This is a genomic window from Roseibium sp. TrichSKD4 (assembly GCF_000148725.1).
GTDB lineage: Bacteria > Pseudomonadota > Alphaproteobacteria > Rhizobiales > Stappiaceae > Roseibium.
In genome coordinates this window covers 68,604-94,536 of record NZ_GL476318.1, presented here as the reverse complement: position 1 = coordinate 94,536, position 25,933 = coordinate 68,604, and the positions used below count along the sequence as shown (strand labels likewise).

The 25,933-nt window shown below is 53.0% G+C and carries 23 protein-coding genes; 16 read left to right on the top strand and 7 right to left on the bottom strand.

Annotated features, from left to right (window positions below; genetic code table 11):
• Positions 1–73 precede the first annotated feature (73 nt).
• Positions 74–1,426 carry an IS1380 family transposase gene (locus TRICHSKD4_RS15970; protein WP_009466009.1) on the top strand — a complete coding sequence of 451 codons (1,353 nt, stop codon included), beginning with the start codon at positions 74–76 and terminating at the stop codon, positions 1,424–1,426.
• Between the two features lie 191 nt (positions 1,427–1,617).
• On the opposite strand, the gene TRICHSKD4_RS32370 is transcribed toward TRICHSKD4_RS15970, so the two are convergent.
• Positions 1,618–1,827 (bottom strand): CHASE3 domain-containing protein, encoded by a 210-nt coding sequence (locus tag TRICHSKD4_RS32370; protein ID WP_085979629.1) that lies wholly within the window; start codon positions 1,825–1,827, stop codon positions 1,618–1,620.
• A gap of 368 nt (positions 1,828–2,195) precedes the next feature.
• On the opposite strand from TRICHSKD4_RS32370, the gene TRICHSKD4_RS15960 reads away from it, so the two are divergent.
• Both TRICHSKD4_RS15960 and TRICHSKD4_RS15955 read left to right on the top strand, forming a co-directional pair.
• Positions 2,196–2,813 carry an MOSC domain-containing protein gene (locus TRICHSKD4_RS15960; protein ID WP_009467917.1) on the top strand — a complete coding sequence of 206 codons (618 nt, stop codon included), beginning with the start codon at positions 2,196–2,198 and terminating at the stop codon, positions 2,811–2,813.
• A 242-nt stretch (positions 2,814–3,055) separates the two neighbouring features.
• The gene (locus TRICHSKD4_RS15955) at positions 3,056–3,700 is read left to right on the top strand and encodes a hypothetical protein (protein ID WP_009467916.1); all 645 of its coding nucleotides are present in this window, start codon (positions 3,056–3,058) and stop codon (positions 3,698–3,700) included.
• A 10-nt stretch (positions 3,701–3,710) separates the two neighbouring features.
• On the opposite strand, the gene TRICHSKD4_RS15950 is transcribed toward TRICHSKD4_RS15955, so the two are convergent.
• Positions 3,711–4,034, bottom strand: a complete 324-nt coding sequence (locus TRICHSKD4_RS15950; RefSeq protein WP_009467915.1) for a DUF2293 domain-containing protein — start codon at positions 4,032–4,034, stop codon at positions 3,711–3,713.
• Positions 4,035–4,389: 355 nt separating this feature from the next.
• Here TRICHSKD4_RS15950 and TRICHSKD4_RS15945 point away from each other — a divergent pair, with 355 nt between their 5' ends.
• The 8 genes from TRICHSKD4_RS15945 to metH all read left to right on the top strand — a co-directional run bounded on the left by TRICHSKD4_RS15945 (position 4,390) and on the right by metH (position 16,979).
• Positions 4,390–5,028: a metalloregulator ArsR/SmtB family transcription factor gene (locus tag TRICHSKD4_RS15945; protein ID WP_009467913.1), complete on the top strand. Its 639-nt coding sequence runs from the start codon at positions 4,390–4,392 to the stop codon at positions 5,026–5,028.
• 86 nt (positions 5,029–5,114) lie between these two features.
• Positions 5,115–5,726, top strand: coding sequence for a 2-hydroxychromene-2-carboxylate isomerase (locus TRICHSKD4_RS15940; protein ID WP_040617017.1), 612 nt, complete (start codon positions 5,115–5,117; stop codon positions 5,724–5,726).
• A 349-nt stretch (positions 5,727–6,075) separates the two neighbouring features.
• Positions 6,076–7,161, top strand: coding sequence for a DUF2336 domain-containing protein (locus TRICHSKD4_RS15935; protein WP_009467911.1), 1,086 nt, complete (start codon positions 6,076–6,078; stop codon positions 7,159–7,161).
• A gap of 315 nt (positions 7,162–7,476) precedes the next feature.
• Positions 7,477–9,732 carry a mechanosensitive ion channel family protein gene (locus TRICHSKD4_RS15930; protein WP_208993107.1) on the top strand — a complete coding sequence of 752 codons (2,256 nt, stop codon included), beginning with the start codon at positions 7,477–7,479 and terminating at the stop codon, positions 9,730–9,732.
• A gap of 91 nt (positions 9,733–9,823) precedes the next feature.
• Complete coding sequence (locus TRICHSKD4_RS15925; RefSeq protein ID WP_009467909.1) at positions 9,824–10,873, top strand: hypothetical protein; 1,050 nt, start codon at positions 9,824–9,826, stop codon at positions 10,871–10,873.
• Positions 10,874–11,133: 260 nt separating this feature from the next.
• Entirely contained in the window at positions 11,134–12,144 is a 1,011-nt protein-coding gene (locus TRICHSKD4_RS15920; RefSeq protein ID WP_009467908.1) for a metalloregulator ArsR/SmtB family transcription factor, read from the top strand.
• Positions 12,145–12,146: 2 nt separating this feature from the next.
• Positions 12,147–13,061: a methylenetetrahydrofolate reductase [NAD(P)H] gene (gene metF / locus TRICHSKD4_RS15915; RefSeq protein WP_009467907.1), complete on the top strand. Its 915-nt coding sequence runs from the start codon at positions 12,147–12,149 to the stop codon at positions 13,059–13,061.
• 189 nt (positions 13,062–13,250) lie between these two features.
• Entirely contained in the window at positions 13,251–16,979 is a 3,729-nt protein-coding gene (gene metH, locus TRICHSKD4_RS15910; protein WP_009467906.1) for a methionine synthase, read from the top strand.
• Positions 16,980–17,162: 183 nt separating this feature from the next.
• Here the strand turns inward: metH and TRICHSKD4_RS15905 are convergent, their stop codons facing one another.
• The 3 genes from TRICHSKD4_RS15905 to TRICHSKD4_RS15895 all read right to left on the bottom strand — a co-directional run bounded on the left by TRICHSKD4_RS15905 (position 17,163) and on the right by TRICHSKD4_RS15895 (position 19,372).
• The gene (locus TRICHSKD4_RS15905; protein WP_009465942.1) at positions 17,163–18,689 is read right to left on the bottom strand and encodes an IS66 family transposase; all 1,527 of its coding nucleotides are present in this window, start codon (positions 18,687–18,689) and stop codon (positions 17,163–17,165) included.
• A gap of 69 nt (positions 18,690–18,758) precedes the next feature.
• Positions 18,759–19,106 carry an IS66 family insertion sequence element accessory protein TnpB gene (gene tnpB / locus TRICHSKD4_RS15900; RefSeq protein WP_009465501.1) on the bottom strand — a complete coding sequence of 116 codons (348 nt, stop codon included), beginning with the start codon at positions 19,104–19,106 and terminating at the stop codon, positions 18,759–18,761.
• Positions 19,103–19,372 (bottom strand): hypothetical protein, encoded by a 270-nt coding sequence (locus TRICHSKD4_RS15895; protein ID WP_009465502.1) that lies wholly within the window; start codon positions 19,370–19,372, stop codon positions 19,103–19,105. Before TRICHSKD4_RS15895 ends, tnpB begins: the two co-directional genes overlap by 4 nt.
• Between TRICHSKD4_RS15895 and TRICHSKD4_RS32365 the strand changes: the two genes are divergently transcribed.
• The 3 genes from TRICHSKD4_RS32365 (at position 19,350) to TRICHSKD4_RS15885 (ending at position 21,903) form a co-directional block, all read left to right on the top strand.
• Positions 19,350–19,577 (top strand): hypothetical protein, encoded by a 228-nt coding sequence (locus tag TRICHSKD4_RS32365; protein ID WP_009467905.1) that lies wholly within the window; start codon positions 19,350–19,352, stop codon positions 19,575–19,577. The two genes, TRICHSKD4_RS15895 and TRICHSKD4_RS32365, sit on opposite strands and share 23 nt — an antisense overlap.
• A gap of 61 nt (positions 19,578–19,638) precedes the next feature.
• Complete coding sequence (locus tag TRICHSKD4_RS15890; RefSeq protein ID WP_009467904.1) at positions 19,639–20,247, top strand: FMN-dependent NADH-azoreductase; 609 nt, start codon at positions 19,639–19,641, stop codon at positions 20,245–20,247.
• 588 nt (positions 20,248–20,835) lie between these two features.
• A complete protein-coding gene (locus TRICHSKD4_RS15885; RefSeq protein ID WP_009467903.1) occupies positions 20,836–21,903 on the top strand; it encodes a DUF2336 domain-containing protein in 1,068 nt (355 codons plus the stop codon).
• A 2-nt stretch (positions 21,904–21,905) separates the two neighbouring features.
• On the opposite strand, the gene TRICHSKD4_RS15880 is transcribed toward TRICHSKD4_RS15885, so the two are convergent.
• Together TRICHSKD4_RS15880 and TRICHSKD4_RS15875 are read right to left on the bottom strand one after the other, a co-directional pair.
• Positions 21,906–22,532, bottom strand: coding sequence for a LysE family translocator (locus TRICHSKD4_RS15880; protein WP_009467902.1), 627 nt, complete (start codon positions 22,530–22,532; stop codon positions 21,906–21,908).
• Between the two features lie 194 nt (positions 22,533–22,726).
• Positions 22,727–23,188 (bottom strand): BA14K family protein, encoded by a 462-nt coding sequence (locus TRICHSKD4_RS15875; protein ID WP_009467901.1) that lies wholly within the window; start codon positions 23,186–23,188, stop codon positions 22,727–22,729.
• 267 nt (positions 23,189–23,455) lie between these two features.
• On the opposite strand from TRICHSKD4_RS15875, the gene TRICHSKD4_RS15870 reads away from it, so the two are divergent.
• Both TRICHSKD4_RS15870 and TRICHSKD4_RS15865 read left to right on the top strand, forming a co-directional pair.
• Positions 23,456–24,250, top strand: coding sequence for a HugZ family protein (locus tag TRICHSKD4_RS15870; protein WP_040617016.1), 795 nt, complete (start codon positions 23,456–23,458; stop codon positions 24,248–24,250).
• Between the two features lie 153 nt (positions 24,251–24,403).
• Positions 24,404–25,888, top strand: a complete 1,485-nt coding sequence (locus TRICHSKD4_RS15865; RefSeq protein ID WP_009467898.1) for a PAS domain-containing methyl-accepting chemotaxis protein — start codon at positions 24,404–24,406, stop codon at positions 25,886–25,888.
• Positions 25,889–25,933: the final 45 nt, after the last annotated feature.

The following is a 25,933-nucleotide window of genomic DNA, read 5'->3' as shown; positions in this document are numbered from 1 at the left end:
GCTGATTTAGCTTCTTCTATCCTATTTTTCTCTTTATATTACAGCGTGTTACTTGATGACGGAGGGCTGAAAAATGGCACACCCAACGGGTGCGGGTTCTGAGAGCGATTTTCGGCTGGATTTTGACCCTCGGGTGCGGTTGGAATTCCACGGTTCAAAGATCAGTTCTGATGGCGGTCTTCTGCTTTACCGGGAGCTTGATGACGCCCTTGGCCTTTTCGGCAAAGCGGTTCGGTTCCTTCGGGATACCCGCAAAGGTAAGAATGGCGTTCACACCTTGATGGGCCTGCTGCGCCAATCGATATTTGGTCGCCTTGCGGGCTATGAAGATGTGAATGATGCCGTGCGTCTGTCGCGTGACCCGGTAATGCGCCAGATTATCGGGGGCCGTGCCGTTGACACTCAGGCGGCATCCTCCTCCCAGATGGGCCGCTTTGAGACTGAGGTGCTCGCGACTGCCGCCAACAGGGAAGCCTTGGCCGATATGCCCGGTCAATGGATTGATGCGGTGCATGGTCGCCAAGGACTGAACTACATCACCTTGGACATGGATAGCTCTGTCAGCCCCACCCATGGCGCTCAGGAGGGAACCGCATGGAACGGGCATTTCGGCTGCAACTGCTATCACCCATTGTTCATCTTCAATCAGTTTGGCCACTTGGAACGCTGTGCCCTGCGCAATGGCAGCGTCCACAGCGCGGATGACTGGAAGGCTCTTCTGATACCCGTCATTGCGCGCTATGCAGAGCGCGACATCATGCGCTTCTTTCGCGCTGATGCCGCCTTTGCCATTCCGGAACTTTACGAGACTTTAGAGGCTGAAGGGTACCGCTACGCCATCCGCCTCAAAAAGAACGCTGTGCTGGAAGAGAAGATCAGCCATCAGCTGACCCGCCCCGTGGGACGTCCCTCAAAGACAAAGATCAAGCGCTTCTATGAGGTTTTTGAGTATCAGGCTGCTTCATGGAGCAAGCCCCGTCAGGTGGTTGCCAAGATCGAATGGTATCCCGGTGATCTATTCCCTCGCGTGGGTTTTGTCGTCACCAACTTGCCGATGGAGCCGGAATGGATCATCCGCTTCTACAATCAGCGCGGCACAGCCGAACAGCACATCAAAGAAGGCAAGAACGCCATCACTTGGACCCGCCTGTCCTGCAAGCGGTTCTGTGACAATGAGGTCCGGCTTCAGCTTCACGCATTGGCGTATAACCTTGGTGTCTTCCTGCAAGGGCTAGACCTCCCGGAAGAGGTCGCCGACTGGTCGCTGACAAGTATCCAGAGCCGCCTCATCAAAATCGGGGCAAAGGTCGTACGCCATGCGCGCAAAATCACGTTCCAACTGGCAGAGGTGGCTGTATCAGGCTACGTCTTCGGACGAATCCTCGCCGCAATCCGCGCCCTCAAGCCCCCGCCGAGGCCTGCATGACGCTCCAAACAACGAAACCAACACAAATGCGGCTCCACAGCTGTGTCTTGTCGCAGCCCAAACGGGATAAAGTCCACGAAAAGCTCAAAAACCGCGCTTACGTAACCGTCAAAATCGATAATCGCCCCGACAACGCTGCCGTCAGAGTTGCAAACGTCCGTGAAAACGGTCAACCTCGTCGCAACACACAGTTACTTGGGAAATATCCGAAAACCCTCCTTGCCTGCGAGCAAATATCCACGCATGCCGGTTTCCATGTCGACTGCAGAGCCAATTATCCCATTGGATTTAGCAAGCACATTTTGAGTGTGATTGACCCATTTGTTTGTCTGGACAATCTTTTCTATGTCGAAGAGGGCGTAGGCACCGAGAGCGGTAGTTAAAACAAGTGGTAGACCCATCCCAAACAGGATCTTCGGTTTGGTTTTCACTTGGTTTAGCCAAGACAAAGCGTTGTTCGCTTTGCTGTTCCGACGACCGGGCATGGAGGGTCCTTCCAGTGGGGGTAATTACTCTTCGGCAGTTTCCTTTCGAGTCTGCAATTTTAGGTTGTTATAAGGGGTTTAAATTCGAGTAAATTTTCAATTTACGTTGAGTATTACGCGATTACTTCAATAGAAGCGTTTATTTTGTAAGTATAAATACTACAAAGTGATCGGTGGATTCGTCGCGGGTTCAATCAAAAAATTTCTGAGATCGATCAAACTCATTCATTTGTTTCGCGCTTTTGGCTCGAATAAGGTTGGCGCGAAAAATGAGAGGGAATTCAATGCCGACCGATTTATTTGGCGAAGAAGAGATTGAGCTGCGTCACCACACGCGTGCGCAGAAAGTTACCGGCAAGACAAAGGGTGTGTTTGCGACAACTTCTGTCGAGGAGTTTCAAACGTCTCCAATCGACGAATTGGAGCTGACCTTCGAAGGCATCCCGGGGGATCGGCACGGTGGGTTTACGCGTCTGTCTGGTGGGCGGGAGCCTTGGTATCCGCGTGGTACAGAGATGTGTAATGAGCGCCAGATCTCCATTCTGTCGACGGAAGAGCTTCGGGCGATTGCGCGGCGTATGGACATTCCTGACCTGAAAGCGGAATGGATTGGTGGAAACATTCTTGTTTCCGGCATACCGAGCCTGTCTCTGGTTCCCCCGCGCACCAGACTGGTGTTTGAAGGCGGTGTTGTCATCCGTGTAGATGGGGACAATGCGCCCTGCCGTATTGCCGGAAATGCAATTGGTCAGAATTTCCCGGGTCGGGAAGGTCTCGACTTGTTGTTCCCTAAGGCGGCGCAGAAGCTGCGAGGGCTTGTTGGTTATGTTGAAAAGCCAGGTGTTTTGAAAGCAGGTGAAAGCGTTACGGCGCACATCCCCGAGCAGTGGATTTACGTTTGAGTGCCCCGCTGTACGCGCGAATTCTTCTTAGTTGCGGAGGGATGGGGTGGATTTCCGCTCCTTCCTCAGGTGTGGGTTTAGTTTATTCAGTTGTTTGATTTAATTTTGTTTGCAAAATATTGAGTTAAAGTGCATTTCTACCTCTGGTGTATTTCCTCCCTTCAGTTATGTGCCTATTCTTTAGCACGTAATTATACTTAGTACTTATGTTGGTTCTTCCTGCATTTTCGTGAGGGATTGAGATGCGTCGTCTCGGCTTGGTTCATACGGGTGTTCATGGCCAGACCCTTGACGATGACCATATCTTATTCAGCCATGTCGATGGCCACGGGGATGTCACTTCGCCCCTGAAGATTTTGATAGAAGCTATTCCAACGGCCATGTTCGTTGTTGAACAAACATCAAGATCGCCAGTCGACTGGACAGTCATTGCGCTCAACCATCTTCACGCTTCTCTTACGGGACTTAAGGATGAAGTGGGACAGCCGATGAGCAGCTGGTGTCCTCGTGAAACCCGTGTTCTTTTGTTTGAAAACTATGGCCTAGCCACTGACACTTGGGAGCAGGTCAGTTACGTTGAAGAACTGGACCTGCCCAGTGGGATGGGGTGGTGGTCCACGTCGCTTATGCCAATTCGCACTCGTTCAGGCGTGGTGCGGATAGTGGGGTCGGCGAAGGATATATCTCATAGCCGAATTACCGAGCAGGCTCTGGCCACGTTTCTCCCGATGTGCTCGGTTTGCAAGTCGGTGCGGGTTGAAGAAACCAATGATCCGTCACATGCCGAGGGTTGGGTGTCGATTGAAGACTATCTCAAGGACCACCAGATTTCCCACGGGTTCTGCCCTGCCTGTTTTGAGCGGCTTTATGGGCATTTAAAGCTGTAAGTTCCGTTCTTTAGAACGAAATTGTGGTTTCTTCATCAGCGTCTAATCGTTGTCCGCTGCCCCAACTTTCCAAAACATCATTCATTGCATCTATGACAAAAAAACGGGCGGCATCACGGTCGTATCCTTCGTCAAGAAGGCTGTCGTAATCGGTGTGCTCGTGGCGGATGTAACTTGTTGTTGCCTGCCATACCGCGATTGAGGGCGGCAGGTGACGCAAATGACCGCTTAGAGCTTTTTCAAGCACGGCCTCGGCATCTGAAAAAGGAACGCGAGGTATGAGGGTTCGCAGGGCCTTGCGGGCTTCTTTTTGTCTTTTCGTTCCACCTGCCATTAATCCACCTAGTGCGATCTCCAATCTGGCACAGAGTAGGTGATCCATGTGGCGCGAGCAAACTCGTTTCTCCGCAGTGTTTGCTCTTTGTCGATTACATTTTGGTCCGGGATCACATCAGCCAGTAAATCAGTTGGGACTCTTTTCAACGATCTGCGAAATGTGAACCTTGCGACCACTCTTTGAGCCCAACTCACTATCCGTGTTGCGAAATCACCCTGAAGCAATGTTCCTTCATCCCTTCAATCTCCTATTTAGAAATAAAAAACTTTCTTTATTATGAGGTCGGGAATGCGCTTTGCAATAAAAAAAGAAAAATATTTTTTTAAAAGATTGCCCGTGCTATAGGTTGACCATGGTTGATCGAACACGAACCCGACTTCTAAATGCGCTCAAGTCCTCCGGGCCACAAACGGCTGTGGCGCTGGGAAAGCATCTTGAGGTGACGTCTGTGGCCATTCGTCAGCACCTTGATGGGCTGCTTGAGGAGGAATTGGTCAAGTTTGAAGATATCAAGGGCTCGGTAGGGCGCCCAAAGCGAGTCTGGTCATTGACCGCCGTGGGGCACCAGCAGTTCCCGGACAGTCATTCCAACCTGATTGTAGGCCTCTTGGATGGTGTGACAGATATTTTTGGCGAAGACGGGATCGACGCCCTCATTGCACATCGTGAGAAACAGTCAGAGCAGTTATACGCAAATTCCCTTTCCGGTGTTGAGACCTTGAAGGCGAAGGTTGAGGCGCTTGCCGATCTGCGCAGCAGCGAAGGCTATATGGCTGAGGTGGAGGACGTCGGTGATAGGTATCTGCTGATTGAGAACCACTGTTCAATTTGTGCAGCTGCGGCGGCTTGTCAGGGGTTTTGTCGGTCCGAACTGAAACTGTTTCAAAATGTGTTTGGGCAGGACGTGAATGTCGTGCGCGAAGAGCATCTCTTGTCTGGTGATCGTCGATGCGTTTATCGAATTACTCCAAAAGCCAGCAGAGCCGCTTGATGTGACGTCGTTTACTCTATTCGGGTTCCAGTCGGAAGGTCGCTTGAAGCGATTGAAAAGTGAGACTTTAGGAATACGTGGAGGGGATGTTGCCCAAGCTGACGTTCTGGTTTGAGTTTGCCTCGACTTATTCTGCTTTATCAGCAGCGCGCATTAAGGCGTTGGCAACTGAGAGCGGAGTGGACATCGTTTGGCGTCCGTTCCTACTGGGACCGATTTTCAAATCTCAGGGTTGGGACACTTCACCTTTCAATATCTATGCGGCGAAGGGACGGTATATGTGGCGAGATCTGGAACGCAGATCCCTCGCTCTCGGACTCTCGCCATTTCGTCGGCCAACAGAGTTCCCACAAAATGGACTTCTTGCAGCTCGTTTGGCATTGCTTGGCCTCAGGGACGGTTGGGGAGAGCTGTTCATTTTGGCTGTGTACCGGCGACAATTCGGTGACGGGTTGCCGATAGCCCAACCTGAAGACCTGGCATCAATCCTTGCTGATCTGGGGCTTGAACCAAGTCTATGCTTTGAAAGCATCAAAACAAATCAGCAGATCAAGGATGAATTGCGCCAAAACACTGAGGACGCCCAATCTCTCGGAATTTTTGGAGCACCCAGCTTTACGACCGATGATAATGAGCTGTTCTGGGGTGACGACCGACTTGAGGCGGCACTAGACTGGGCTGTGGCGCACCCTGCCTAGTGAGTTTCAAAGGCTCTCGACATAATTGCGCATTCAGCTCTCTGTCTCACACGATGACAGTATATTGGTAGATTTGCAGTTCCAGGTGCCGTTGGGGAGCTTTGCTTTGCCCTAATTTTCCAAGATTTTTCTGTAAAAACTGGATGGTTAAGTCCTCCCTTCGTTGCCTTAATGTGAGAGAAAAAACGTTCGTAAAAACAATCAGCTGAGCGGGGTGAAGGGTTCGTTCGGGAGTGTATTTTCAAATTTTATTTACAATTTACTCGAATTCAATCCAGCCGGTTCGTCTCTTTTTTATTTTTCAAGCCAATTTTCGAAGCAGAGCAATTCGAACAATTGGCTGCAAGTCATGTCTACGGGCGCTAAAACTGAACTTGTTAACTTCGCACAATTGACTGGAGAAGGCGGAAAAGGGCGGCGAGCGGAGCTGACCCGCCATGTCGCAAGTTTATTCGCACTGACTTCGGATCGCTGTTCAGACGAACAAGTTGATATTTACGATTCCGTTCTCTCAAGACTGGTTGAAATGGTCGAGGACGAAGTTCGCGTCTTTGTCGCCCAACAAATGGCCGGATTGCGTCGAGGCCCAGAGGAAACAGTTCGCAAGCTCGCCGCTGACACGATTGAAGTTGCCGAGCCAATTTTGATCCGCTCGACCGTTTTGCGCGAAACGGACCTTATCAAGGTTGCTTCCACAAAGACGAATGATCATTTGTTCGCAATTGCGCAGCGGGACATATTGTCGAGCGACGTCACGGATGTCTTGGTTCAGCGTGGCGACTTGAGTGTGAAGAGGAAGGTTGCCGGTAATTCGGGAGCCAAGTTGTCTGATACCGGCATGCGGAATTTGATCTCCGAGGCCTCCGCAGATGCTAGCCTGCAGCAGTATTTGAGCGATAGACCGGACCTCGCGGACAAGCATATTCAAGCGTTGGTTCAAGTCGCCGGGGAAGAGGTGCGCCGCAAGCTGACGATGCAAGGGGAGATCATTGAAGCCTCCCGCCTGCACGAGGCTCGGCAAATGGCCGAGCAACGAATGTCCAACCAGTATTGGTTGAACCGGTACGACTTTGAAACGGCTCGTGCTCGGGTGCTCAGTCTTTCCAAGAAGACAATTATTACTGAATCGATCCTGCTGCGTTTCGCATCTGAAGACCGGTTCGCGGAAGTGGTCGCATGTTTTGCTTGGATGGCCAGGTGTGGAATAGAAGAAGCCAGCCTTTGGTTGGTGCGGCCTGATCCACAACCTTTTCTAGTGGTGGCCAAGGCTGTTGGGCTTTCAACTTCGGCAGTGAGCGCGCTTTTGACTGTTGGGCCATGGAAGCATCGGCTTAGCAAGAAGCTTCGGGCCCTCGCCATGCGCAAATACGAAACGCTTACACCTTCAGAAGCCCGGAAGATGGTTGCGCATTGGAACAACAAGGTTGCAAGCTAGGGTCCAGCCCATGGTTGCAATTTCCCAGATTTCGATTGGTTTAAAGCCCGGCATTTTGTGTCGGGCTTTTTACATCCCGTAAGGATTGCGCTGTTTCCGCAGATGTAGGGGCTTTAACGAGGACGGAATTCGTGCTTTTAAGGCGTCAGCCACTTTGACGGTGTCAAATGTTTCGAGCGGGGGCAGATCGTGCGACAATCTTTTCCATTCTCTGATAAAATCAAGCTTTTGAGCAAGAAAGCAATTTTACCCTTGCTGTTAATGTTTTTGTTGCTGAGCTCAGGGCTTTTGGGCTCGGTTCAGGCGCAAGGTATCTTGTCCGTCATAAATGCAACGACAAGCGAAACGTCATCTGACACCTCTACCACACCGGTATCTCCTGCGGCGAACTCTGCTCCGGAGGAGGAGGCCGTTATTGAAGAAGCTGGATTGACAATCAACAAGATCGCTCATGGTGCACTTCGTGCCAGAGATGAATTCAAACGCATCCTATCAGAAGGCCCGACACTCCATCAAAAGATGATGGAAACGCTCGCATCTCATGGTGAGGATGGCACAACTGATTGGGTTCTCACTTCGGTTCTGGTTGTTATTGCGGGTATCATCGCCGGGTCGCTTGCGCTTCGCCTGTTTTATCAGTGGGGGCGGTCATATTTCGGCTACCTCTATAAAGACGAGGTTTTCGAACGCGCCGACAAGATTTCCTATCTCTTCATTCGCGCTGTCATCATGACCGTCGGATTGACCGTGTTCGTGATTGTGGCGGGTTTGACGATCCTGATCCTCAATCGTGGGCCAGAAGCCGCTAATCAAACGGCTATTGTTGCCGTCAGCACCTATGTCTGGTTCCGCTTTATTCGAATTGTCTTGTTTAGCGTTATTGCGCCTGACACGCCGCAGTATCGAATTCCGCCGATCGCCGAAAAGGACGCAAGCAAGCTCTATTGGTTCCTTGTCGCTGGTGCGGCCATTTCATTCTTGGCTCTTGCCGTTTGCGATTGGATGCATCGTCTTGGACTGCCTGAGGATGCGCATAAGCTTGCTCTCATTTTTGCTTCGGCCCTCTCCATGTTGGCACTCAGTTTCAACACCTTCTATTTCAGAAAAGTGATTGGAGCGCTGTTCGTCCACGGAGCTGAAGCGCCGGTTCCGCTTTGGCGCCGAGTGCTTGCCGGCGGATGGCACATCCCAATCATGCTCTACTTCATCTTCGCTTGGTTGGCGTCGTCCATTCGAATTCTACTGAATGTTGGTGAGACGACAGGATTGGTCGCAGCGCCGATCCAGCTGGCTTTGGTTGCGTCCGCTGCATATGGGCTGATGATCCTAGTGATTGACCGGCTCTTGTTACCGCGTCAGGATTCGCCGAAGAAGCTAGCCAAAGCAGTTGATGCGCTTCGCAAAGAAGCAGAGGCGCAGGGCGAAGACTTTGACGAAGACAGCGCGACCGCTGAGGCCCAAGCAAGTGTTGCTGAAAAGGAGGCCGACCGTGCGCCCTTTAGAGAGCTTTTGGATAAGGGGGCTCGGATCCTTGTTGCATTTATTGCTCTTGAGTTACTGGGCTTCATGTGGAGCGGTCATGCGCTGACCGATGGCAATACGATCGTCGGTGACTTTGTCGAACTCGTGCTTATCATCTTCCTCGGATATATGGCCTATGAAGCGGTCAAGATCCTCATTGATCAGAAAATCGCCAAAGAAAGTCCGTCAGAACAGGATGAAGAGGCTGAGATTGGCGGGGCGGGTGAAAGCCGCATTGCAACGCTGCTGCCCATCTTCCGAAACTTCCTACTGATTACGATCTTTGTAATCGTTGTGATGCTGGTTCTGTCTGAAATTGGCGTCAATATTGCGCCACTCTTTGCCGGTGCCGGTGTTGTCGGTTTGGCTGTTGGTTTTGGTGCTCAGACGTTGATCCGCGATATCTTCTCCGGTGCGTTTTACCTGATTGATGATGCTTTCCGTAAAGGGGAATATATCGATATCGGCAGCGCCAAGGGTGTTGTGGAGAAGATATCCATCCGTTCCATGCAGCTTCGTCATCACCGTGGTGCTCTAACGACGGTTCCGTTTGGCGAAATCCAGCACGTCGAGAACTTCTCGCGTGACTGGGCAATGATGAAGCTTGCCTTCCGTGTGACTTATGACACGGATGTCGACAAGATGCGCAAGATCATCAAGAAGTTTGGTCAAGAACTGTTGGCCGACGAGTATTATGGACCGATGTTCCTGCAGCCTTTGAAGTCACAAGGTATTATGGCGATGGAAGACTCCGCCATGATTGCCCGCGTGAAGTTCATGACCAAGCCTGGCAAGCAATTCGAGCTTCGCAAGGTTGTCTATGCTGGTTTGCAGGACTTGTTTGAGAAGAACGGCATTAAATTCGCTCATAAGCAGGTCACTGTTCGAGTTGCAAATACCGATGAGGACGCAGACGGAGACGCCCCGGCGAAACCCGTGTCACAGGACGCGCTAAAAGCTGCGGCTCTTGCAGGTGCCGGTGCGGCTGGTGCACTTGCTGAGGAGGAAGAGGCGGGTGCCGGTGGCGAAAACGCGGCGGATCAGCTCTAACTCCATTGGATGAGACTTGACCGCACGAACGGGCGGCCAAGTCTCTGCTTCCAGTGTTTCGCTGAGATAAATTTGGAGTTTGAGCACTAGAATGTGGATTGGATTTGACGCAGATGCGATCAATGAGCGCGGCATGAGTGTCGCGCTTTTTGATTATGCAACGGGTGTCCAGGAGCACCTTGGCCATGAGGCCGTTGTTTTCTATTCACCTGCGCGAAGCAATGCGGCTGTGGTTGAGAAATTTTCAAGCGGGCTTCGAATGGTTCCGTTTGAAGACCGTGGTGAACTTCAAAAGCTATCAGAACCTTATGATCTCGATTTTTGTTACACGATAGGCAATGGAAAACGGCATCCACTTCCCATCGCGGCAAAGAGAATTGGTGTCCACGCTGTATTTCGGCATTTTGAGCCGCACGGAAGCGTTTACGCCTATGTTTCTGATTGGTTGGCTGATTGGATGACAGGAAGTCTCGCATCCGCGGTGCCGCATATTGTAACCCTTCCTACGCCCGAAGGGGACATGCGTGAGGAGCTGGCCATTCCGAAAGACGCCTTTGTTGCCGGACGGTATGGCGGGTTTGATCAATTCAATGTGCCTATGGCGCAAACGGCAGTTGCTCGTGCGTTGGAGGCCAGATCAGATCTCTACTGCGTTTTCGTCAATACAGAGCGATTCATTGATCATCCGCGCGCACTCTTTCTTCCTTCGGTCATCACGCTTGCTGAAAAGGCGCGTTTCATTGCAACCTGCGATGTCGGATTAAATGCCAAAAAAATCGGTGAGAGTTTTGGATTGGCAATCGCGGAGTTTCTGTTGCTTGGCAAGCCGGTGTTCAGTTGGGCCGGGGGAATGGATCAAAACCATGTTCACGTGAGCCCCAAGAAGGAATGGTGCTACAAGACAGGCAATGATCTCTTTCGGTTGTTGACGACTTATCATCCAGACAGTGCGGACCAGGAGCTGGCCCGATCTTCTGTTTTGAAATATGCTCCAAACGAGGTCATGCGTAGGTTCGATGACGTCTTCCTATCGGAGCGTTATTCGGCAGATAGCCTCCATCTAAGTCGAGGTTTTAAGGTGAAGCGGAAACTCCAACAGAAGTTTCTGCGTGCGAAATTCCGGATCTGGAAAACGGTTTAACCGGTTTGATTAAACGCAGCCCAGCGATTTAACGTTTGAGCCGGGACTTGTTGTTACACTTCAGATAACGGGATTTCCTTGGGCTTTTTATAGGCTTTCGCCGGTTTTTTCGACATGAGCGCAATTGAGCGAATTCCGTAAAATACTTTTAACCACGCCCCGTGTTGGAGATCGCGTGAACCAATCCGCGCTTGCGACGAGCTTAAATTTCGTATAAAGATATCTTTATATCGATATTCGAGATGCTGTTGTGAGAGCTGATGCCGAACGATCAAACCCTTTCCGTTGATGACACACTTGCCGTTCTTCGCGCGGTGGGTGAGGCGACGCGTTTGCGGTTGATTGCGCTGCTCGCTGAAAGCGAGATGACGGTGAAGGATGCAACGGCTATCCTTGGCCAAAGCCAGCCGAGAATTTCCCGCCATCTGAAACTACTCACCGAAGCTGGTGTCATTCTCCGTTTTCCGGAAGGCTCATGGGTCTATTATCGCTTAGCTGACAGCCCACGCGGTGCTCTGGCACGGGATGTTGTCGCGCGGATGTGGTCAGAAGATGCTGTTCTTTCTGCGGATAGCGAACGCTTTGCCAGATTGAGAAAGGCAAAGGCAGAAGAAGCTGCCAACTACTTTGCCCAAAAGGCGCTGACCTGGGACAAAGAGCGGACCCTTCATGCATCCGACACCGACGTTGAGGCGGCCATGCTGAAGGTTGTCGGTGAAAAGCCCTTCCAATCGTTTCTCGATCTTGGAACCGGTACCGGACGTTTGCTTGAACTCTTTTCTGATCAATACGTCTCGGGACTTGGCATTGATGCCTCCCATGACATGCTTGCGGTTGCACGGGCAAACCTTGCTAAAGCCGGTTTGTCCAAAGCGCAGGTTCGTCATGGTGATATCTATGCTTTGAATGTTCCGCCGCGATCGTTTGATCTGGTGACGCTTCATCAGGTGCTGCATTTTCTGGATGATCCGCAACGCGCATTATCAGAAGCGGCGCGCGCTCTCCGCCCGGGTGGCCGATTGCTGGTCATCGACTTTGCTCCCCACACGCTGGAGTTCCTGCGCGATGCCCATGCGCATCGCCGCCTCGGCATTGCTCGCGATCATATGGAGCGTTGGCTCGAAACCCTTGATCTGGATCTTGAGGCCGTGTCTGACCTCGAGCCTCAGACCGATTCTGGAACACAACTCACTGTCACACTCTGGTTGGCCCGCGATCGCCGTATCGTCACTGACCTGCCAGTCACCCCATCTCGTCAAGAGGTCGCGTAATCATGACGTCCACTCTTCCCATTCGTCGTTCCCGCCAACAGTTGCAAGGCCCGCTGAATGCGAGTTTTGAGTTCTTCCCGCCGAAAAATGAAAAAATGGCTGAAAGTCTCTGGAATACGGTTGAGCGTCTGGCTCCTCTGAACCCGGAATTTGTATCGGTAACCTACGGTGCAGGTGGGTCCACCCGAGAGCGCACTCACAAGACTGTTGAGCGTATTTTGAAAGAAGCACGGCTTGATACGGCTGCGCATCTAACCTGTGTGGCTGCCTCTCGCGAGGAAATTGATGCCATTGTCAAAGATTACTGGCAACTTGGTGTGCGCCGGATCGTTGCGTTGCGCGGCGACCCTGTAGAAGGCATCGGGGCTACCTACAAGCCGCACCCTGAGGGCTATGCCTATGCCTCCGATTTGGTTGAAGGCATCAAGAAGATCGCTGATTTCGATGTTTCTGTCTCCGGATATCCAGAGCGCCACCCGGAAAGCTCTGGTTGGGACATGGAAATTGAAAACTTGAAGCGCAAAGTGGATGCGGGCGCTGACCGTATTGTGACGCAATACTTCTTCGACAATGATCTGTTCGACGCGTATCGCGAGCGCCTTGCAATAGCGGGGATCACAATTCCGGTTATTCCGGGCATCCTGCCGATCCATAATTTTGAGCAGACAATGGTGTTTTCGGCCAAATGCGGCGCGTCCATTCCGGATTGGGTCGCTCGGCGGTTTACTGGTCTGCAAAATGACCCTGAAACGCGCAAGCTCGTTGGGGCAGGCATTGCCTGTGAGCAAGTGATGGATCTCGTGGATCGCGGTGTTGAGGATTTTCACTTTTACACCATGAACCGGGCTGACCTCACTTATGCGATCTGTCGGATGCTCGGTATGGGCATTGAGAGCGAGAACAAGGTCGCAGCCTAACGCCAGTTTTGCCCGCCGCTTTGCCAAAACGGGAACTGTTGCGGAAAAGGCGGGTACAATTTGCGATTGCTGTTTGCGTTGGCCGGCCCGCCGGTCAAGAAGTGCACACATCGGTGAACCGATGCCGGTTGCTGCTTGCTCAACTTTAGCAAGCTGTGGCTTGAGGACGTTATTGGAAGGACAAACCCCGTGCTGAAATCAGAAGCCTTTGAGCGAATTCAAGAAGCGGCTCAGTCCCGTATTCTCGTGCTTGACGGGGCGATGGGGACAGAACTTCAGCTTTTGAAGCTGAAGGAAGATGATTTTCGGGGTGACCGGTTTAAGGATTGGCCGTCTGACCTTGCCGGAAACAATGACATTTTGAGCCTCAGCCAGCCTGATGCCATTCGCAAGATTCATGTCGACTATCTGGAAGCTGGAGCGGATATTGTTGAGACGAATACGTTCTCCTCAACAACGATTGCCCAAGCCGATTATGGCATGGAAGAGCTGGCCTTTGAGCTGAACGTGGAAAGCGCGAAGCTGGCCCGTCAGGCCTGTGATATCGTTGAGGCGAAAGACACAAGCCGTCCGCGTTTCGTCGCCGGGGCGCTTGGGCCGACCAACCGGACTGCTTCCATTTCACCGGACGTGAACAATCCAGGATACCGCGCTGTCTCATTCGATGATCTCCGCATCGCTTACGCAGAAGCCGTGCGCGGCCTTTTGGAAGGCGGAGCGGATATCCTGCTTGTCGAAACCATCTTCGACACACTCAACGCAAAGGCAGCGCTTTTTGCCATCGATGAGGTGTTTGAAGAACGCGATAAAGCTGTTCCGGTCATGATTTCCGGGACGATCACCGACTTGTCTGGTCGTACGCTTTCCGGCCAAACTCCGGAAGCCTTCTGGAACTCTGTCCGCCATTCCAATCCGCTGACCATCGGCCTGAACTGCGCGTTGGGCGCGAAGGAAATGCGTGCGCATTTGGCCGAAATTTCACGTGTTGCCGATACGCTTGTCTGCGCCTACCCAAATGCAGGCCTGCCGAATGAGTTTGGCGAATATGATGAGAGCCCGGAATATATGGCGAGCCTCATTGAAGAGTTCGCGGAAGCAGGTTTGGTCAATGTTGTCGGTGGATGCTGTGGTTCAACACCTGCCCACATTCGAGCCATTGCAGAAGCAGTGAAGGACAAGGCACCGCGCAAGATCGCAGAGCCGCCGGTGCATATGCGCTTGTCCGGTCTGGAGCCATTCACGCTGACGCCGGAAGTGAATTTCGTCAATGTGGGCGAGCGCACAAACGTGACCGGGTCTGCCCGGTTCCGGAAACTCATCAAGACCGGAGATTACACCACGGCTCTGGATGTGGCGCGGGATCAGGTGGAAAACGGTGCTCAGATCATCGACGTCAACATGGATGAGGGCCTGCTCGATTCCGAAGAGGCGATGGTCACGTTCCTCAATTTGATGGCGGCAGAGCCGGATATCTCCAAAGTGCCGGTGATGGTCGACAGTTCCAAGTGGAGCGTGATTGAAGCTGGTCTCAAATGCCTTCAGGGCAAGGGAGTGGTGAACTCCATTTCGCTGAAAGAAGGCGAAGAGAACTTTATTGAGCAGGCCAACTTGATCCGCCGCTATGGCGCGGCTGTTGTCATCATGGCGTTTGACGAGCAGGGTCAGGCCGATACGTTTGAGCGCAAGATCGAAATCTGCAAGCGCTCCTATGATGTGCTGGTGGAGAAAGTTGGCTTCCCGCCGGAAGATATCATTTTCGATCCGAACATCTTTGCCGTTGCGACCGGTATTGAAGAGCACAACAACTACGGCGTCGACTTCATTGAGGCGACGGGCTGGATTCGCGAGAACCTGCCGCATGCGCATGTCTCGGGCGGTGTTTCGAACCTCTCCTTCTCATTCCGGGGCAACGAAGGTGTGCGTGAAGCGATGCACTCGGTGTTCCTCTACCATGCCATCAAGAAGGGCATGGATATGGGCATCGTCAATGCCGGGCAGCTTGCGGTTTATGACAAGCTCGACAAGGAATTGCGCGATCTTTGTGAGGATGTGGTTCTCAACCGCACGCCGGATGCGACCGACAACATGCTGGAAGCAGCTGAGCGATGGAAAGGTGAGGGCGGCAAAAAGCGGGAAGTGGACCTCTCCTGGCGCGAACTGCCGGTTGCCAAGCGGCTGGAACATGCGCTGGTGAACGGGATCGACGAATATGTCGTCGAGGATACGGAGGAAGCCCGCACCCAGTTCGACCGTCCGCTGCATGTGATCGAAGGTCCGTTGATGGACGGCATGAACGTCGTGGGTGACCTATTTGGGTCCGGCCAGATGTTTCTGCCGCAAGTGGTGAAGTCTGCCCGCGTGATGAAGAAGGCCGTCGCCTATCTGATGCCTTTCATGGAGAAGGAAAAGGAAGAGCAGGGCTTGGAAGGAGCTTCTTCCAACGGCAAGATCCTGATGGCGACCGTAAAGGGCGATGTGCATGACATCGGCAAGAACATTGTCGGCGTGGTGCTCCAGTGTAATAACTTCGAGGTAATCGACCTTGGGGTGATGGTTCCGGCGGCCAAGATCCTCGAAGTCGCGAAAGAGGAGAAGGTTGATATCATCGGCCTGTCCGGCTTGATCACACCGTCTCTTGACGAAATGTGCCATGTGGCCGGGGAGCTGGAGCGCGAGGGACTGGATGTACCGTTGCTGATCGGCGGTGCGACAACGTCCGAAGTTCACACAGCCGTTAAGATTCACCCGAACTACGCGCGCGGTCAGGCGATTTATGTGACTGATGCTGGCCGTGCGGTCGGGGTTGCTTCACGCCTCATGAGCGACGGACAACGCACACCTTATTTCGAGGAAGTGCGCGGCAAATATGCGACCATCGCCGAAAAGCATGCAGCATCCCGTGGAACTTCCCAGCGGGTGTCAATTGAAGCTGCACGCGAGAACGCCTTCAAGCCGGATTTCAAGACTCACAGGCCGGTCAAGCCGAAGCAGCTTGGCAGTAAGGTCTATGACGATTTCCCGCTAGAAGATCTCGTTCCCTTGATCGACTGGACGCCGTTCTTTGCGACTTGGGAAATCAAGGGTCGTTATCCGGACGTCCTGACGGACAATCGTTATGGCCCGGCGGCCAAGGGTCTTTATGACGATGCGCGCCGGATGCTGGATGAGATTGTTGAGAAAAAGCTGCTGACTGCGCGTGGCATGGCGGCACTTTGGCCAGCGGCAGGGCGCGGCGATGATATTGTCCTCTTCAAGGACGACAGCCGCAGCGAAGAATTGGCGACTTTCTATACATTGCGCCAGCAGATGGCTCGTACAGCTGGTGGCCGTGCAAATGTCGCGCTGTCCGATTTTGTTGCTCCCGAGGCGAGCGGTCTTGCGGACTATGTCGGTGGTTTTGCCGTGACCGCAGGGCATGGCGAAGATGAGCTTGCGGGGCGCTACGCCAAGGCGGGGGATGACTATAACAAGATCCTCAGTCAGGCTCTTGCCGACCGTTTGGCAGAAGCCTTCGCTGAAAAGCTGCACCAGATCGTACGTACCGAGCTTTGGGGCTATGCCGCCAATGAGACTCTCAGCAATGAGGAGATCATTGCCGAGAAGTATCAAGGCATTCGCCCGGCTCCCGGCTATCCGGCCCAGCCCGATCATACGGAAAAGGAAACCTTGTTCCGATTGCTGGATGCAGAGCGCTTGACGGGTATTCAGCTAACCGAAAGCTACGCCATGGCTCCGGGTTCATCCGTGTCCGGTCTTTATTTCGGTCATCCTGACAGCCACTATTTTGGTGTCGGGAAAATCGAAAAGGACCAGGTGGAAGATTACGCCATGCGCAAGGGCTGGGATCTTGCCTACGCTGAACGCTGGCTTGCTCCGATCCTAAACTATGATCCGGCTCGGTTGATTGCAGCAGAGTGATTTGGCAGTTGTGGTGAGTGGATTTCGAAAGGTCGGGGCATGTTCTCCGGCCTTTTTCATATGCTCGGGAGGCCTGTAAGGGGTGAACGTATTGTTCACAAATAAACGCCTAGTTTTGAATTATACGACTAATTACCGTGACCGTCCGGCGAAGGCGCTCTGGCGCGACACCGATGCGGCCTGTTACGCTGCCTGAGCAGCGTAACGCCAGGGCAGAAGTTCGTCGAGGCGTGTGATTTTGTGGTCGGCGACTTGACCGAGGACCCAGGTCAGCCAGGCCTGAGGGTCAACACCGTTGAGCTTGGCCGTTTCGATCAGGGTATAAGCGATAGCCATGGCTTTGCCGCCGCCTTGGGAGCCTGAGAACATCCAATTTTTGCGTCCGATGGCGACGGGTTTAACGGCGCGCTCGGCGGTGTTGTTATCCAATTCCAGATGGCCGAGCTCAAGGTATGGGCGTGCTTTCGGCATTCGGCCCAAGGCATAGCGGATGGCCTGCGCGAGTGGTGACTTTCCCGAGATTTTGGGCAATTGCGTCTGCAACCATTCTTCCAAGGCGTCAAAGATCGGTTTTGCCCTAGCCTGCCGGATGGTAGCGCGGTCTTCGGGGGGCATGCCCCTGATCTCTTTCTCGATAGCGTAAAGCTCAGCAATCCGGCGGATGACTTCTTCGGCAATGGCGCTGCCCTGCGAGGAGAAGACATCCACGAACTTGCGTCGTACATGCGCCATGCAGGCCATCTCATCGGCTTTGTCGTCACCGAACACACCGTTGAACCCGGAATATCCATCCGCATGGACCCAGCCCTTGTATCCCGACAAATGAGCAACGGGATGCTCTCCTTTGCGATCCACCGTGAACTGATACCATGCACAGGGTGGCGATTGGCCAGACCAGGCACGCTCATCCCGCACATAGGTCCAGACCCGCGCCGTTTTGGTCTTCTTGTTGCCGGGGGCCAGCATTTTGATGGGCGTATCGTCGGCAAAAAGCGCAGGTCCTTGCCGCACCATCCGTCCGATGGCATCGGCAAGAGGTTCCAGCAGGGCCGTCGAGCGACCAACCCAGTCGGCCATGGTCGAGCGGTCCAGATCGACGCCTTCACGGGCAAAGATCTGGCTCAGGCGATAGAGGGGTAAATGATCGGCATATTTGCTTACCAGAACATGGGCCAACAATCCCGGTCCGGGCCGCCCACGCTCAATGGGGCGCGATGGCAGCGGCGCTTGCACAATCGCCTCGCACCATGAACAGGCTTTGCGGGGCCGGATGATCCGCTTCACCTTGAAGCGTCCCGGCACGTATTCCAACTCTTCGGTGACATCCTCACCCAGGGTGCGCAAGTTGCCACCACAACGACCACATTCATCACCGGGAGAGAGCTCCTCGTCTTCCCGATCCAGATGATCCGGCAAGGGCTTGCGGCTGTGTTTGCGCTTCGGCTTTGGATCAACTCCCTCCTGCGACGGGGCGGGCTGTTTTGCCTGGTCTTCAGCGGCCTCAACAATCTCGGCGTCCTCGAGCAGATCGAGATTGAGCTGATCCAGACCCTCAGACTTGGAGCCGAACCGATGCCGATTGGCCCCGTGCAACTGGTGTTGAAGCTGCTCGACCTTGAGGCTCAGAGCCTTGACCTCGTCGGCCAGAAGGCGGTTCACCGCCCTCAATTCGGCGGGGTCCTCCGGGGTGATATCAAGGTCCTTCAGCATCTTCGATCTTATATCAGATCAAGGGCGTAAGTTGAATCCCGAGAGGCGCGCAAACGCCAATATATTGGCCTATCCGACGCTCAGGGGCCGCCATGTTTTTTGCGGCATCCGCCAGTCTATGCCTTCAAGCAACATCGACAATTGCGCGGGCGTCACGCTGACCTTACCGTCCTTCGCAGCAGGCCAAACAAACCGGCCCTTCTCAAGGCGCTTGCTGAACAGGCATGCGCCCTGTCGATCCCACCAGATGATCTTCAGCAGATCACCGCGCCGTCCCCGGAACACAAACAGATGTCCAGAATAGGGTTCAAGCTCCAGAACCTTCTCCGCCTGAGCCGCCAAAGTGTTGAACCCGCGCCGCATGTCCGTCACCCCGGCAGCCAGCCAAACCCGCGCGTTGGACGGCACGGGGATCACGGCATTAGACCTTCAACCAAAGCCAGCACCGTCGGCAGCGCCGTCGTCCCTTCCACCAATACCCGCCGCCCGTCCGACAGCGTGATATCAACCCGCTGAGCCGACAACGGCATATCCGAGGCAAGCGCCGCGATCTGGTGGCCTGGTGCGGCCTGCGGGCCCTCTATCTCCACTGGTAGAAACGCCGCTCCATCAAGGACGCAATCGCTGTCTTCTGGCGCAAACCGCTCATCACGCAGCCAGTTGTGGATCAGGTTCGCATTCATCGCAGAGCGGCGCGCAACCTGCGCAACCGAAACCCCCGGCACTCTGGCCTGCAAACAGATCGACCGCTTCTCGTCATCCGACCAAAACCGCTTCTTGCTGCCCTTCTTCGTACCCAAAATGTGCCTCACAATGTCCATTAACGAAAATGGACATTATCACCCCACTGCGCTCCCCGTCAGAGCGGGAATACCGAACGCTCACTAATTACCTCCTATTTCAGTGAGCGCAAAGGCGTTTGTCGCCTTCATTGACTAGGAGAAGCATCATGTCGAACACCTCGCAGACGATTTTGAAAATAGACGCATCAGCCCGAAAGACGGGGTCTGTTACTCGAGAGCTAACGGACACCCTTATCTCGCGTTTGATAGCTGACGTTTCAGACTCTCATGTTGTAACGCGAGATGTTGCCTCTGGCTTGCCAGTGATCGATGAGACATGGATTGGGGCCAATTTCACCGATGCAGCCGAGCGCAGCGACGAGCAGAAAAATGCTCTGAAGCTGTCTGATGAGCTGATTGAAGAACTGCGGTCAGCAGATGTCCTGGTGATTGGTGTGCGGGTTTATAATTTCGGCATTCCAGCGAGCTTGAAGGCCTGGATTGACCTTGTTGCTCGGGCTCGGGTGACGTTCAAATACACCGAAAATGGACCGGTCGGTCTGTTGGAGGGCAAGAAAGCGTATGTTGTTCTCGCCTCAGGTGGGACCAAGATCGGTTCTGATACCGACTTTGCCTCCGGATACCTCAAGCATGTGCTCGGTTTTATTGGCATTCACGATGTCACGATCGTATTCGCAGACCAATTGATGATGGATGGGAACCGTCAAGTCGAAGCTTTGAACGAAATCAGCAAGATCACTCCTCTGGCAGCCTGAGGATTTGCGTGCTCAGTTTTTAAGGGAAACCTGTATTTACCAATAAAAACACCGGCAGAATAGGCTCTGCCGGTGGAATCGATGCCGATATTCTGCTGTGAAACGGCGAAACTCAATTACCTTTGTATTGGTTGCATTTCGAGGCGATTAAAACACGCCAACAATAATTCCTGCGACGAAGACGAAAGCAACGATAGTAGCGATCATGTTCAGGTTACGTGCATAGGTCATTTGTGCCTCCCGCGTACCTTTATGACAGCGACGACCCTAAATCACGGCAGCGTGAAAGCGAAGCGAAAAACATTGTGCGCTGCAACCAAAAGGTGGCCAGGCCCAAGGGTTTGAAATTGTGTATTTCGGCAAAATGTAGCTGAAATGAAGATCTTATTAGGCGAAACTTTCATGAGACGCTGTCATTCTGATTCTGGGTAGGACTGGACAAAAAAGTTAATCTGGTATTGGTCTGTTCGCGCAAATTTTACAGTGTTGAATGTGATGCTGGGTTTTTCGATTGTGTAAGGCCAAACTTAAGGTCCTTGTGAATAATGGGACATAGCACATGACAGGTCAGGACGGAGCATCTGCCGAATGCTGAGTTTTCAAAAACTCACGGAATTTGCCAAAGACAAGAGTGCTGCGGGACGTAAAACTCTGGTCAGCGCACTCACTGACATGTTCTTGTCCGCCGATAACGACCATGCCGATCAGGTTAGCCTGATGTTCGGCGACATTGTTATGGCTGTTCTCGGGCAACTCGAGCAAGAGGCGCGGGCAACGCTTGCTGTCCGGATCAGTGCAAATGAGATGGCTCCGCATCCGTTGATGAATGAACTTGCGAGAGACACGATTGAAGTTGCGCGCCCAGTTCTGGAAAACTCTCCCGTCCTGACGGCTGATGATCTGGTTGATGTCGCTCAGTCCGCCTCGATGGATCACTTGGATGCCATAGCCGGTCGTCCTTCAGTGGAAGAAAGCATCACAGAGGTTTTGGTGGAGCGCGGAAATGATGCTGTTCTTACCAAAGTTGCTGAAAACAGCGGTGCGCGGTTTGCAAGCGAGTGCTTCCACCGACTCGTTGAAAAGGCCAAAGCGTCCGTGGAAATTCAGTCCGCCTTGATACACCGACAAGACTTGCCGGAGGATGCTGCAAAGATCCTGATTCCGATGCTATCTGAAGAGCTGTGCAAGCGTGTCGGCGAACTTGGGTCGAATGGGGTTCTGCTAGGCCTCATTGCTGAACGGGCAGCGGAAGAAGTGGTTGCTCGCTCGCAAGGGATTGAGAGCAGTCACGAGCAATCGCAAAAAGTCATTGCCGACGTTCAAAATGGAGCCATGGAGATTGATGAAGCGGTCTCCAGCTTCGTTAAATCCAGCAGTTCCGCTGAAGTTGGAATATTGCTCGCTAAAATGAGCGAGCTCCCGGTCTCGGCTGTATCGAAGCTGATCTATAGCGCAAGCGACAAGGCGCTGATCATTCTGTGCAAGGCGAATGGCGTGACTGAACGTGCGTTTCGCGAAATTCTCGATCTACGCGCCAAACAGCTCGGGCTAGGTGCCAATGATCTGGAAGCTGCGATGTCGAGGTTTGGTGCGCTAAGTGTAGAAGGCGCTGAGCGCTCATTGAAGGCCATTCAAGGGTCGGTGGGCCCAGCCTGAAATCAGGCCGCGGCGCGACGAAGCCCGGCAGTCATCGCTGCGGCAAACATCAGAAAACCTCCCCCCAACCTGTTCACGACTTTCATTGTCGAAGGTGATTTCAGGCGCGAGCCGATTTCGGCTGCAATTAACGCGTAGATGGCAGCGTTCAGTACGCCGAGAACAACGAAGGTTGTGCCCAGTAAAACCAGTTGCGGGGCAATAGCTGCATCCGTTGCGATAAAATGCGGCAGGAACGCCATGAAAAAGACGATGCCCTTTGGGTTGAGGGCGGTCACGATGAACGCGTGCGTGAAGATCTTCCGCGAGTTGACTTCTTGAACATCCTGCTCTTCCAGCGCTTCCGGCTTGGAGAGCCACATCTTCAGGCCAAGGTAAAACAAATAGGCCGCCCCTATCCACTTCAAGGCAGAGAAGAGCGTAGCAGACGTTGCGAGAATGGCTCCAAGCCCCAGAAGGGAAGCCGTTGCGGCAGTGGCATCTCCCACACCTACACCTAACACGCAAGCGGCTGCAGTTTTACGGCCATGGCGCAGTGCGTAGCTGATAACCAACATGATTGTTGGTCCGGGAACAGCCAGCAAAATCAGGGTTGCAACAACATATGCAGAAAAGAGTTCCAGGGTCATCTGAAGTCCAAATACGAAGCGTGTTTACGCGGCGACAGTGGACCGGACAGGAAATCGAAGCAAGGTCTTTAAAAGGGGAGTTTCGACGTGAGGCGTTGAAGGGCCGTTGGCGGGGGACGGCCCTTCTCCGGCTGTGCTGGCCTTATGGCTATTGGTCAGGTCCACTCACCTTTTCGCCATGACCAAAGCGCGCCTCACTGACAGAATTTCCGGACACCCCGGTAGGTCATGTACGTTCCTGATTGCGGCTCAAATGAGCGAAATTTTTGCGAACAATAGCGATACCAAGCCGGGGTCCACGGTTCGAAGCGGACATTATGATAGACAGGGCCGGGCGCAGGTGCAGGACGGTAGTGGTTGACCGGTGGGCGATAGTGTTGAACCGGCGGGCGGATGTATTCGCGGCGGTTTTGAGAGCCCAACAGAATTGCCCCTGCTGCTAGACCGATCACACCAGCTGCCACTGCAACGCCAACATTGTTGTTGTACCGGCGATGCTTCCTGTGTTTGTGAACATGGCGGTGGTGGTGTTGATGATAGTGAACTCCCCCATTGTTCCAACCGCGGCGATGATCTGCCTGTGCGGATGAGAGCGCTGGAAGCATGAGAGCGCCGGCCAAAGTGGCGGCTAGAACGCGTTTGGTCAGAATTCCCATTTGTGTCTCCATCGATATAGGCGCTGGTCTCGTCAGAGGTCGATGCGCCGTTTCGTGATCTGATGAGCGGACTATGGAGGAGCACGGCTGAACTGGTTCTGAGATGCCTGTTCATCTGACATTCAGCTCTTGTTTACCTTACGTTGCAGGGTGAAATGCAGCGCCTATGGTGTGTGAAGACTTACGCGTTTGCGGATGTTGAGTTGAAGAAAATCTCAGCATGCCCAATTATCGAAACATCAGGACAAATAGACGGACAATAAGGCGATGACTGAAGCCCCAGTGGGATCAGACAACAACAAAAACGTTCTTCGTGAGGTGGATGATGACGCGCGGAGGCAAGCAAAGACACTTGTCCGCACCGCGCGATATGCCGCGCTGGGAGCCTTGGAGGTCGAAACCGGACATCCGCAAGTGAGCCGGGTGGCACTTGCAACGGATGTTGATGGAACGCCAGTCATTCTGACTTCAACCCTGTCCGGTCATACATCTGCGATCATGAGCGATCATCGCTGTTCGCTTTTGTGCGGAGAACCGGGGAAGGGGGATCCGCTTGCGCACCCACGTATCTCTCTGTTTTGCAGGGCGGAGCGGATCGACCGAAAAAGCGATGATCATGGACGCCTTCGTCGGAGGTATCTGGCGCGTCATCCAAAAGCTGAGCTCTATGTCGATTTTGGCGACTTCGCCTTTTTCCGGCTGGACGTTGAACGGGCAGGTTTGAACGGGGGATTTGGCAAGGCCTATGAGCTACATGCTGGCGACGTCATTTTGCCGAAGGACTTGAGTCTCGATTTCATGGAGATTGAAGAGAGCGCCGTTGCGCATATGAACGAAGACCACGCCGATGCTGTTCGTCTCTATGCTGAGGTTTTAGCAAAAGCGCCTGCGGGCAATTGGCGTTTGACCGGTCTTGACCCAGAAGGAGGGGATCTGGGTGCGGGTGATGAGACTGCACGTTTTTGGTTTATTGACGTGCTTCAATCTCCGAACGATCTGAGAAAAGCGCTAGCTATGCTCGCAAAAACGGCGCGAAACCATAATTCTGCAGATAATAATTGATATAAATATCGAAAACGGCGAATATTTTCTTCGAATTCCTGCCTATTAAGTAAGTTAAATAGCTTATTATTGCCTTTTTTTGCTCCAATTAAGAGAAAATAATCTTTTTCGCACTCTTACTACCCTTAGGGTAGATAAGGGTTCGGTATTGTTATGATTGAAAGACTATTCAGCACTTCCCGGGCGCAGGCCATCCTTGATGCCTTCGGGCGGTCTCAGGCTATCATCGAATTCAAGCCTGACGGGACCATCGTTAATGCGAATGAGAACTTTCTCGGGGCCGTCGGGTACACCCTGGATGAGGTCGTTGGCAAACATCACTCGATATTTGTAGATAAAGACTACAAGTCATCTGCAGAATATGCTGACTTCTGGCGGCAGTTGGCTGCCGGGCAGTTTGCATCTGGCGAGTATAACCGTTTCCGAAAGGACGGTCAGGAGATCTGGATCCAAGCTTCCTACAATCCAATCCTGTCTTCGTCCGGAGAAGTGACTGGCGTCGTCAAGATTGCATCTGATATTACCGCCGCCAAACTAAAGGCTGCAGATGCCAACGGACAGTTGGAAGCGATTAACAAGTCTCAGGCTGTTATTCACTTCGAACTGGATGGCACGATTATCGAGGCGAACGAAAACTTCCTTCAAACGATGGGATACTCCCTGAAAGAGATTCAAGGCCAGCATCACAGCATGTTTGCCGAAGCGGGGGTCGCTCAGTCTCAGGACTACAAGAGGTTCTGGGAAGACCTCCGCGCCGGCCAATTCAAAGGCGGAGAATTCAAACGCGTTGCAAAAGGCGGTAAAGAAGTCTGGATTCAAGCCACCTACAACCCGATCTGCGATGACAACGGGCGACCGTTCAAGGTGGTCAAGTTTGCGACTGACATTACCCAAATGGTTCAGGACCGAATGTTCCGGCAGCAAACACAAAAGACCATAGATGACGATCTGACCGATGTTGCTGAGTCTGTCCGCTCTGCTGCAGAACTTACATCCACTTCCTCGAGAGCGTCTGAAGAAGCAGCCGCTAGCGTTCAGACTGTGGCGGCAGCAGCAGAAGAGTTGGTTGCTTCCATCAGTGAGATTGGTCGCCAGGTTACGCTTGCCAAAGAAGTTGCCCAGAAGGCGGTGACGGAAGCAGATCAATCCAATCAGATCATGGCTGGACTTTCTGCAGACGCGCAGGAAATCGGCACGGTGATCGAGCTCATTGATAGCATTGCAAATCAAACGAACCTTCTCGCGCTTAACGCGACAATCGAGGCTGCTCGGGCCGGTGAGGCCGGTAAAGGGTTTGCGGTTGTTGCATCCGAGGTGAAAAGCCTTGCATCTCAAACATCAAAAGCGACTGAGGATATTGGATCGCAAGTTGCCTCCGTTCAGGAGACGACGACGCAGGCCGTTCAGGCGCTTGAGGCAATTGTCGATATCATCAATCAGATCAATGATATCTCCTCGGGAATTTCGTCTGCCGTAATCGAACAGGAAGCTGTCTCTCATGAAATCTCGGGCAATATGGATACTGCCGCCAACAATGTGGCACTTGTTAATTCAAACATGCAGTCGATTTCCCAATCGGCTTCTGACATCGAATACAAAACGCGGGCCGTGCAGGAAGCTTCACGCAAAATCGCTTGAGTGTGGAATTATCACAAAAGGTCAGGCTGCGCAGCTTGGGGGCCG

Bases quoted from the DNA above. Each gene is read 5' to 3' on its own strand.
- TRICHSKD4_RS15970 (WP_009466009.1), top strand. From the start codon at position 74: ATGGCACACCCAACGGGTGCGGGTTCTGAGAGCGATTTTCGGCTGGAT.
- TRICHSKD4_RS32370 (WP_085979629.1), bottom strand. From the start codon at position 1,827: ATGGGTCTACCACTTGTTTTAACTACCGCTCTCGGTGCCTACGCCCTC.
- TRICHSKD4_RS15960 (WP_009467917.1), top strand. From the start codon at position 2,196: ATGCCGACCGATTTATTTGGCGAAGAAGAGATTGAGCTGCGTCACCAC.
- TRICHSKD4_RS15955 (WP_009467916.1), top strand. From the start codon at position 3,056: ATGCGTCGTCTCGGCTTGGTTCATACGGGTGTTCATGGCCAGACCCTT.
- TRICHSKD4_RS15950 (WP_009467915.1), bottom strand. From the start codon at position 4,034: ATGGCAGGTGGAACGAAAAGACAAAAAGAAGCCCGCAAGGCCCTGCGA.
- TRICHSKD4_RS15945 (WP_009467913.1), top strand. From the start codon at position 4,390: ATGGTTGATCGAACACGAACCCGACTTCTAAATGCGCTCAAGTCCTCC.
- TRICHSKD4_RS15940 (WP_040617017.1), top strand. From the start codon at position 5,115: ATGTTGCCCAAGCTGACGTTCTGGTTTGAGTTTGCCTCGACTTATTCT.
- TRICHSKD4_RS15935 (WP_009467911.1), top strand. From the start codon at position 6,076: ATGTCTACGGGCGCTAAAACTGAACTTGTTAACTTCGCACAATTGACT.
- TRICHSKD4_RS15925 (WP_009467909.1), top strand. From the start codon at position 9,824: ATGTGGATTGGATTTGACGCAGATGCGATCAATGAGCGCGGCATGAGT.
- TRICHSKD4_RS15920 (WP_009467908.1), top strand. From the start codon at position 11,134: ATGCCGAACGATCAAACCCTTTCCGTTGATGACACACTTGCCGTTCTT.
- metF (WP_009467907.1), top strand. From the start codon at position 12,147: ATGACGTCCACTCTTCCCATTCGTCGTTCCCGCCAACAGTTGCAAGGC.
- TRICHSKD4_RS15905 (WP_009465942.1), bottom strand. From the start codon at position 18,689: ATGCTGAAGGACCTTGATATCACCCCGGAGGACCCCGCCGAATTGAGG.
- TRICHSKD4_RS15895 (WP_009465502.1), bottom strand. From the start codon at position 19,372: ATGAATGCGAACCTGATCCACAACTGGCTGCGTGATGAGCGGTTTGCG.
- TRICHSKD4_RS15890 (WP_009467904.1), top strand. From the start codon at position 19,639: ATGTCGAACACCTCGCAGACGATTTTGAAAATAGACGCATCAGCCCGA.
- TRICHSKD4_RS15885 (WP_009467903.1), top strand. From the start codon at position 20,836: ATGCTGAGTTTTCAAAAACTCACGGAATTTGCCAAAGACAAGAGTGCT.
- TRICHSKD4_RS15880 (WP_009467902.1), bottom strand. From the start codon at position 22,532: ATGACCCTGGAACTCTTTTCTGCATATGTTGTTGCAACCCTGATTTTG.
- TRICHSKD4_RS15875 (WP_009467901.1), bottom strand. From the start codon at position 23,188: ATGGGAATTCTGACCAAACGCGTTCTAGCCGCCACTTTGGCCGGCGCT.
- TRICHSKD4_RS15870 (WP_040617016.1), top strand. From the start codon at position 23,456: ATGACTGAAGCCCCAGTGGGATCAGACAACAACAAAAACGTTCTTCGT.
- TRICHSKD4_RS15865 (WP_009467898.1), top strand. From the start codon at position 24,404: ATGATTGAAAGACTATTCAGCACTTCCCGGGCGCAGGCCATCCTTGAT.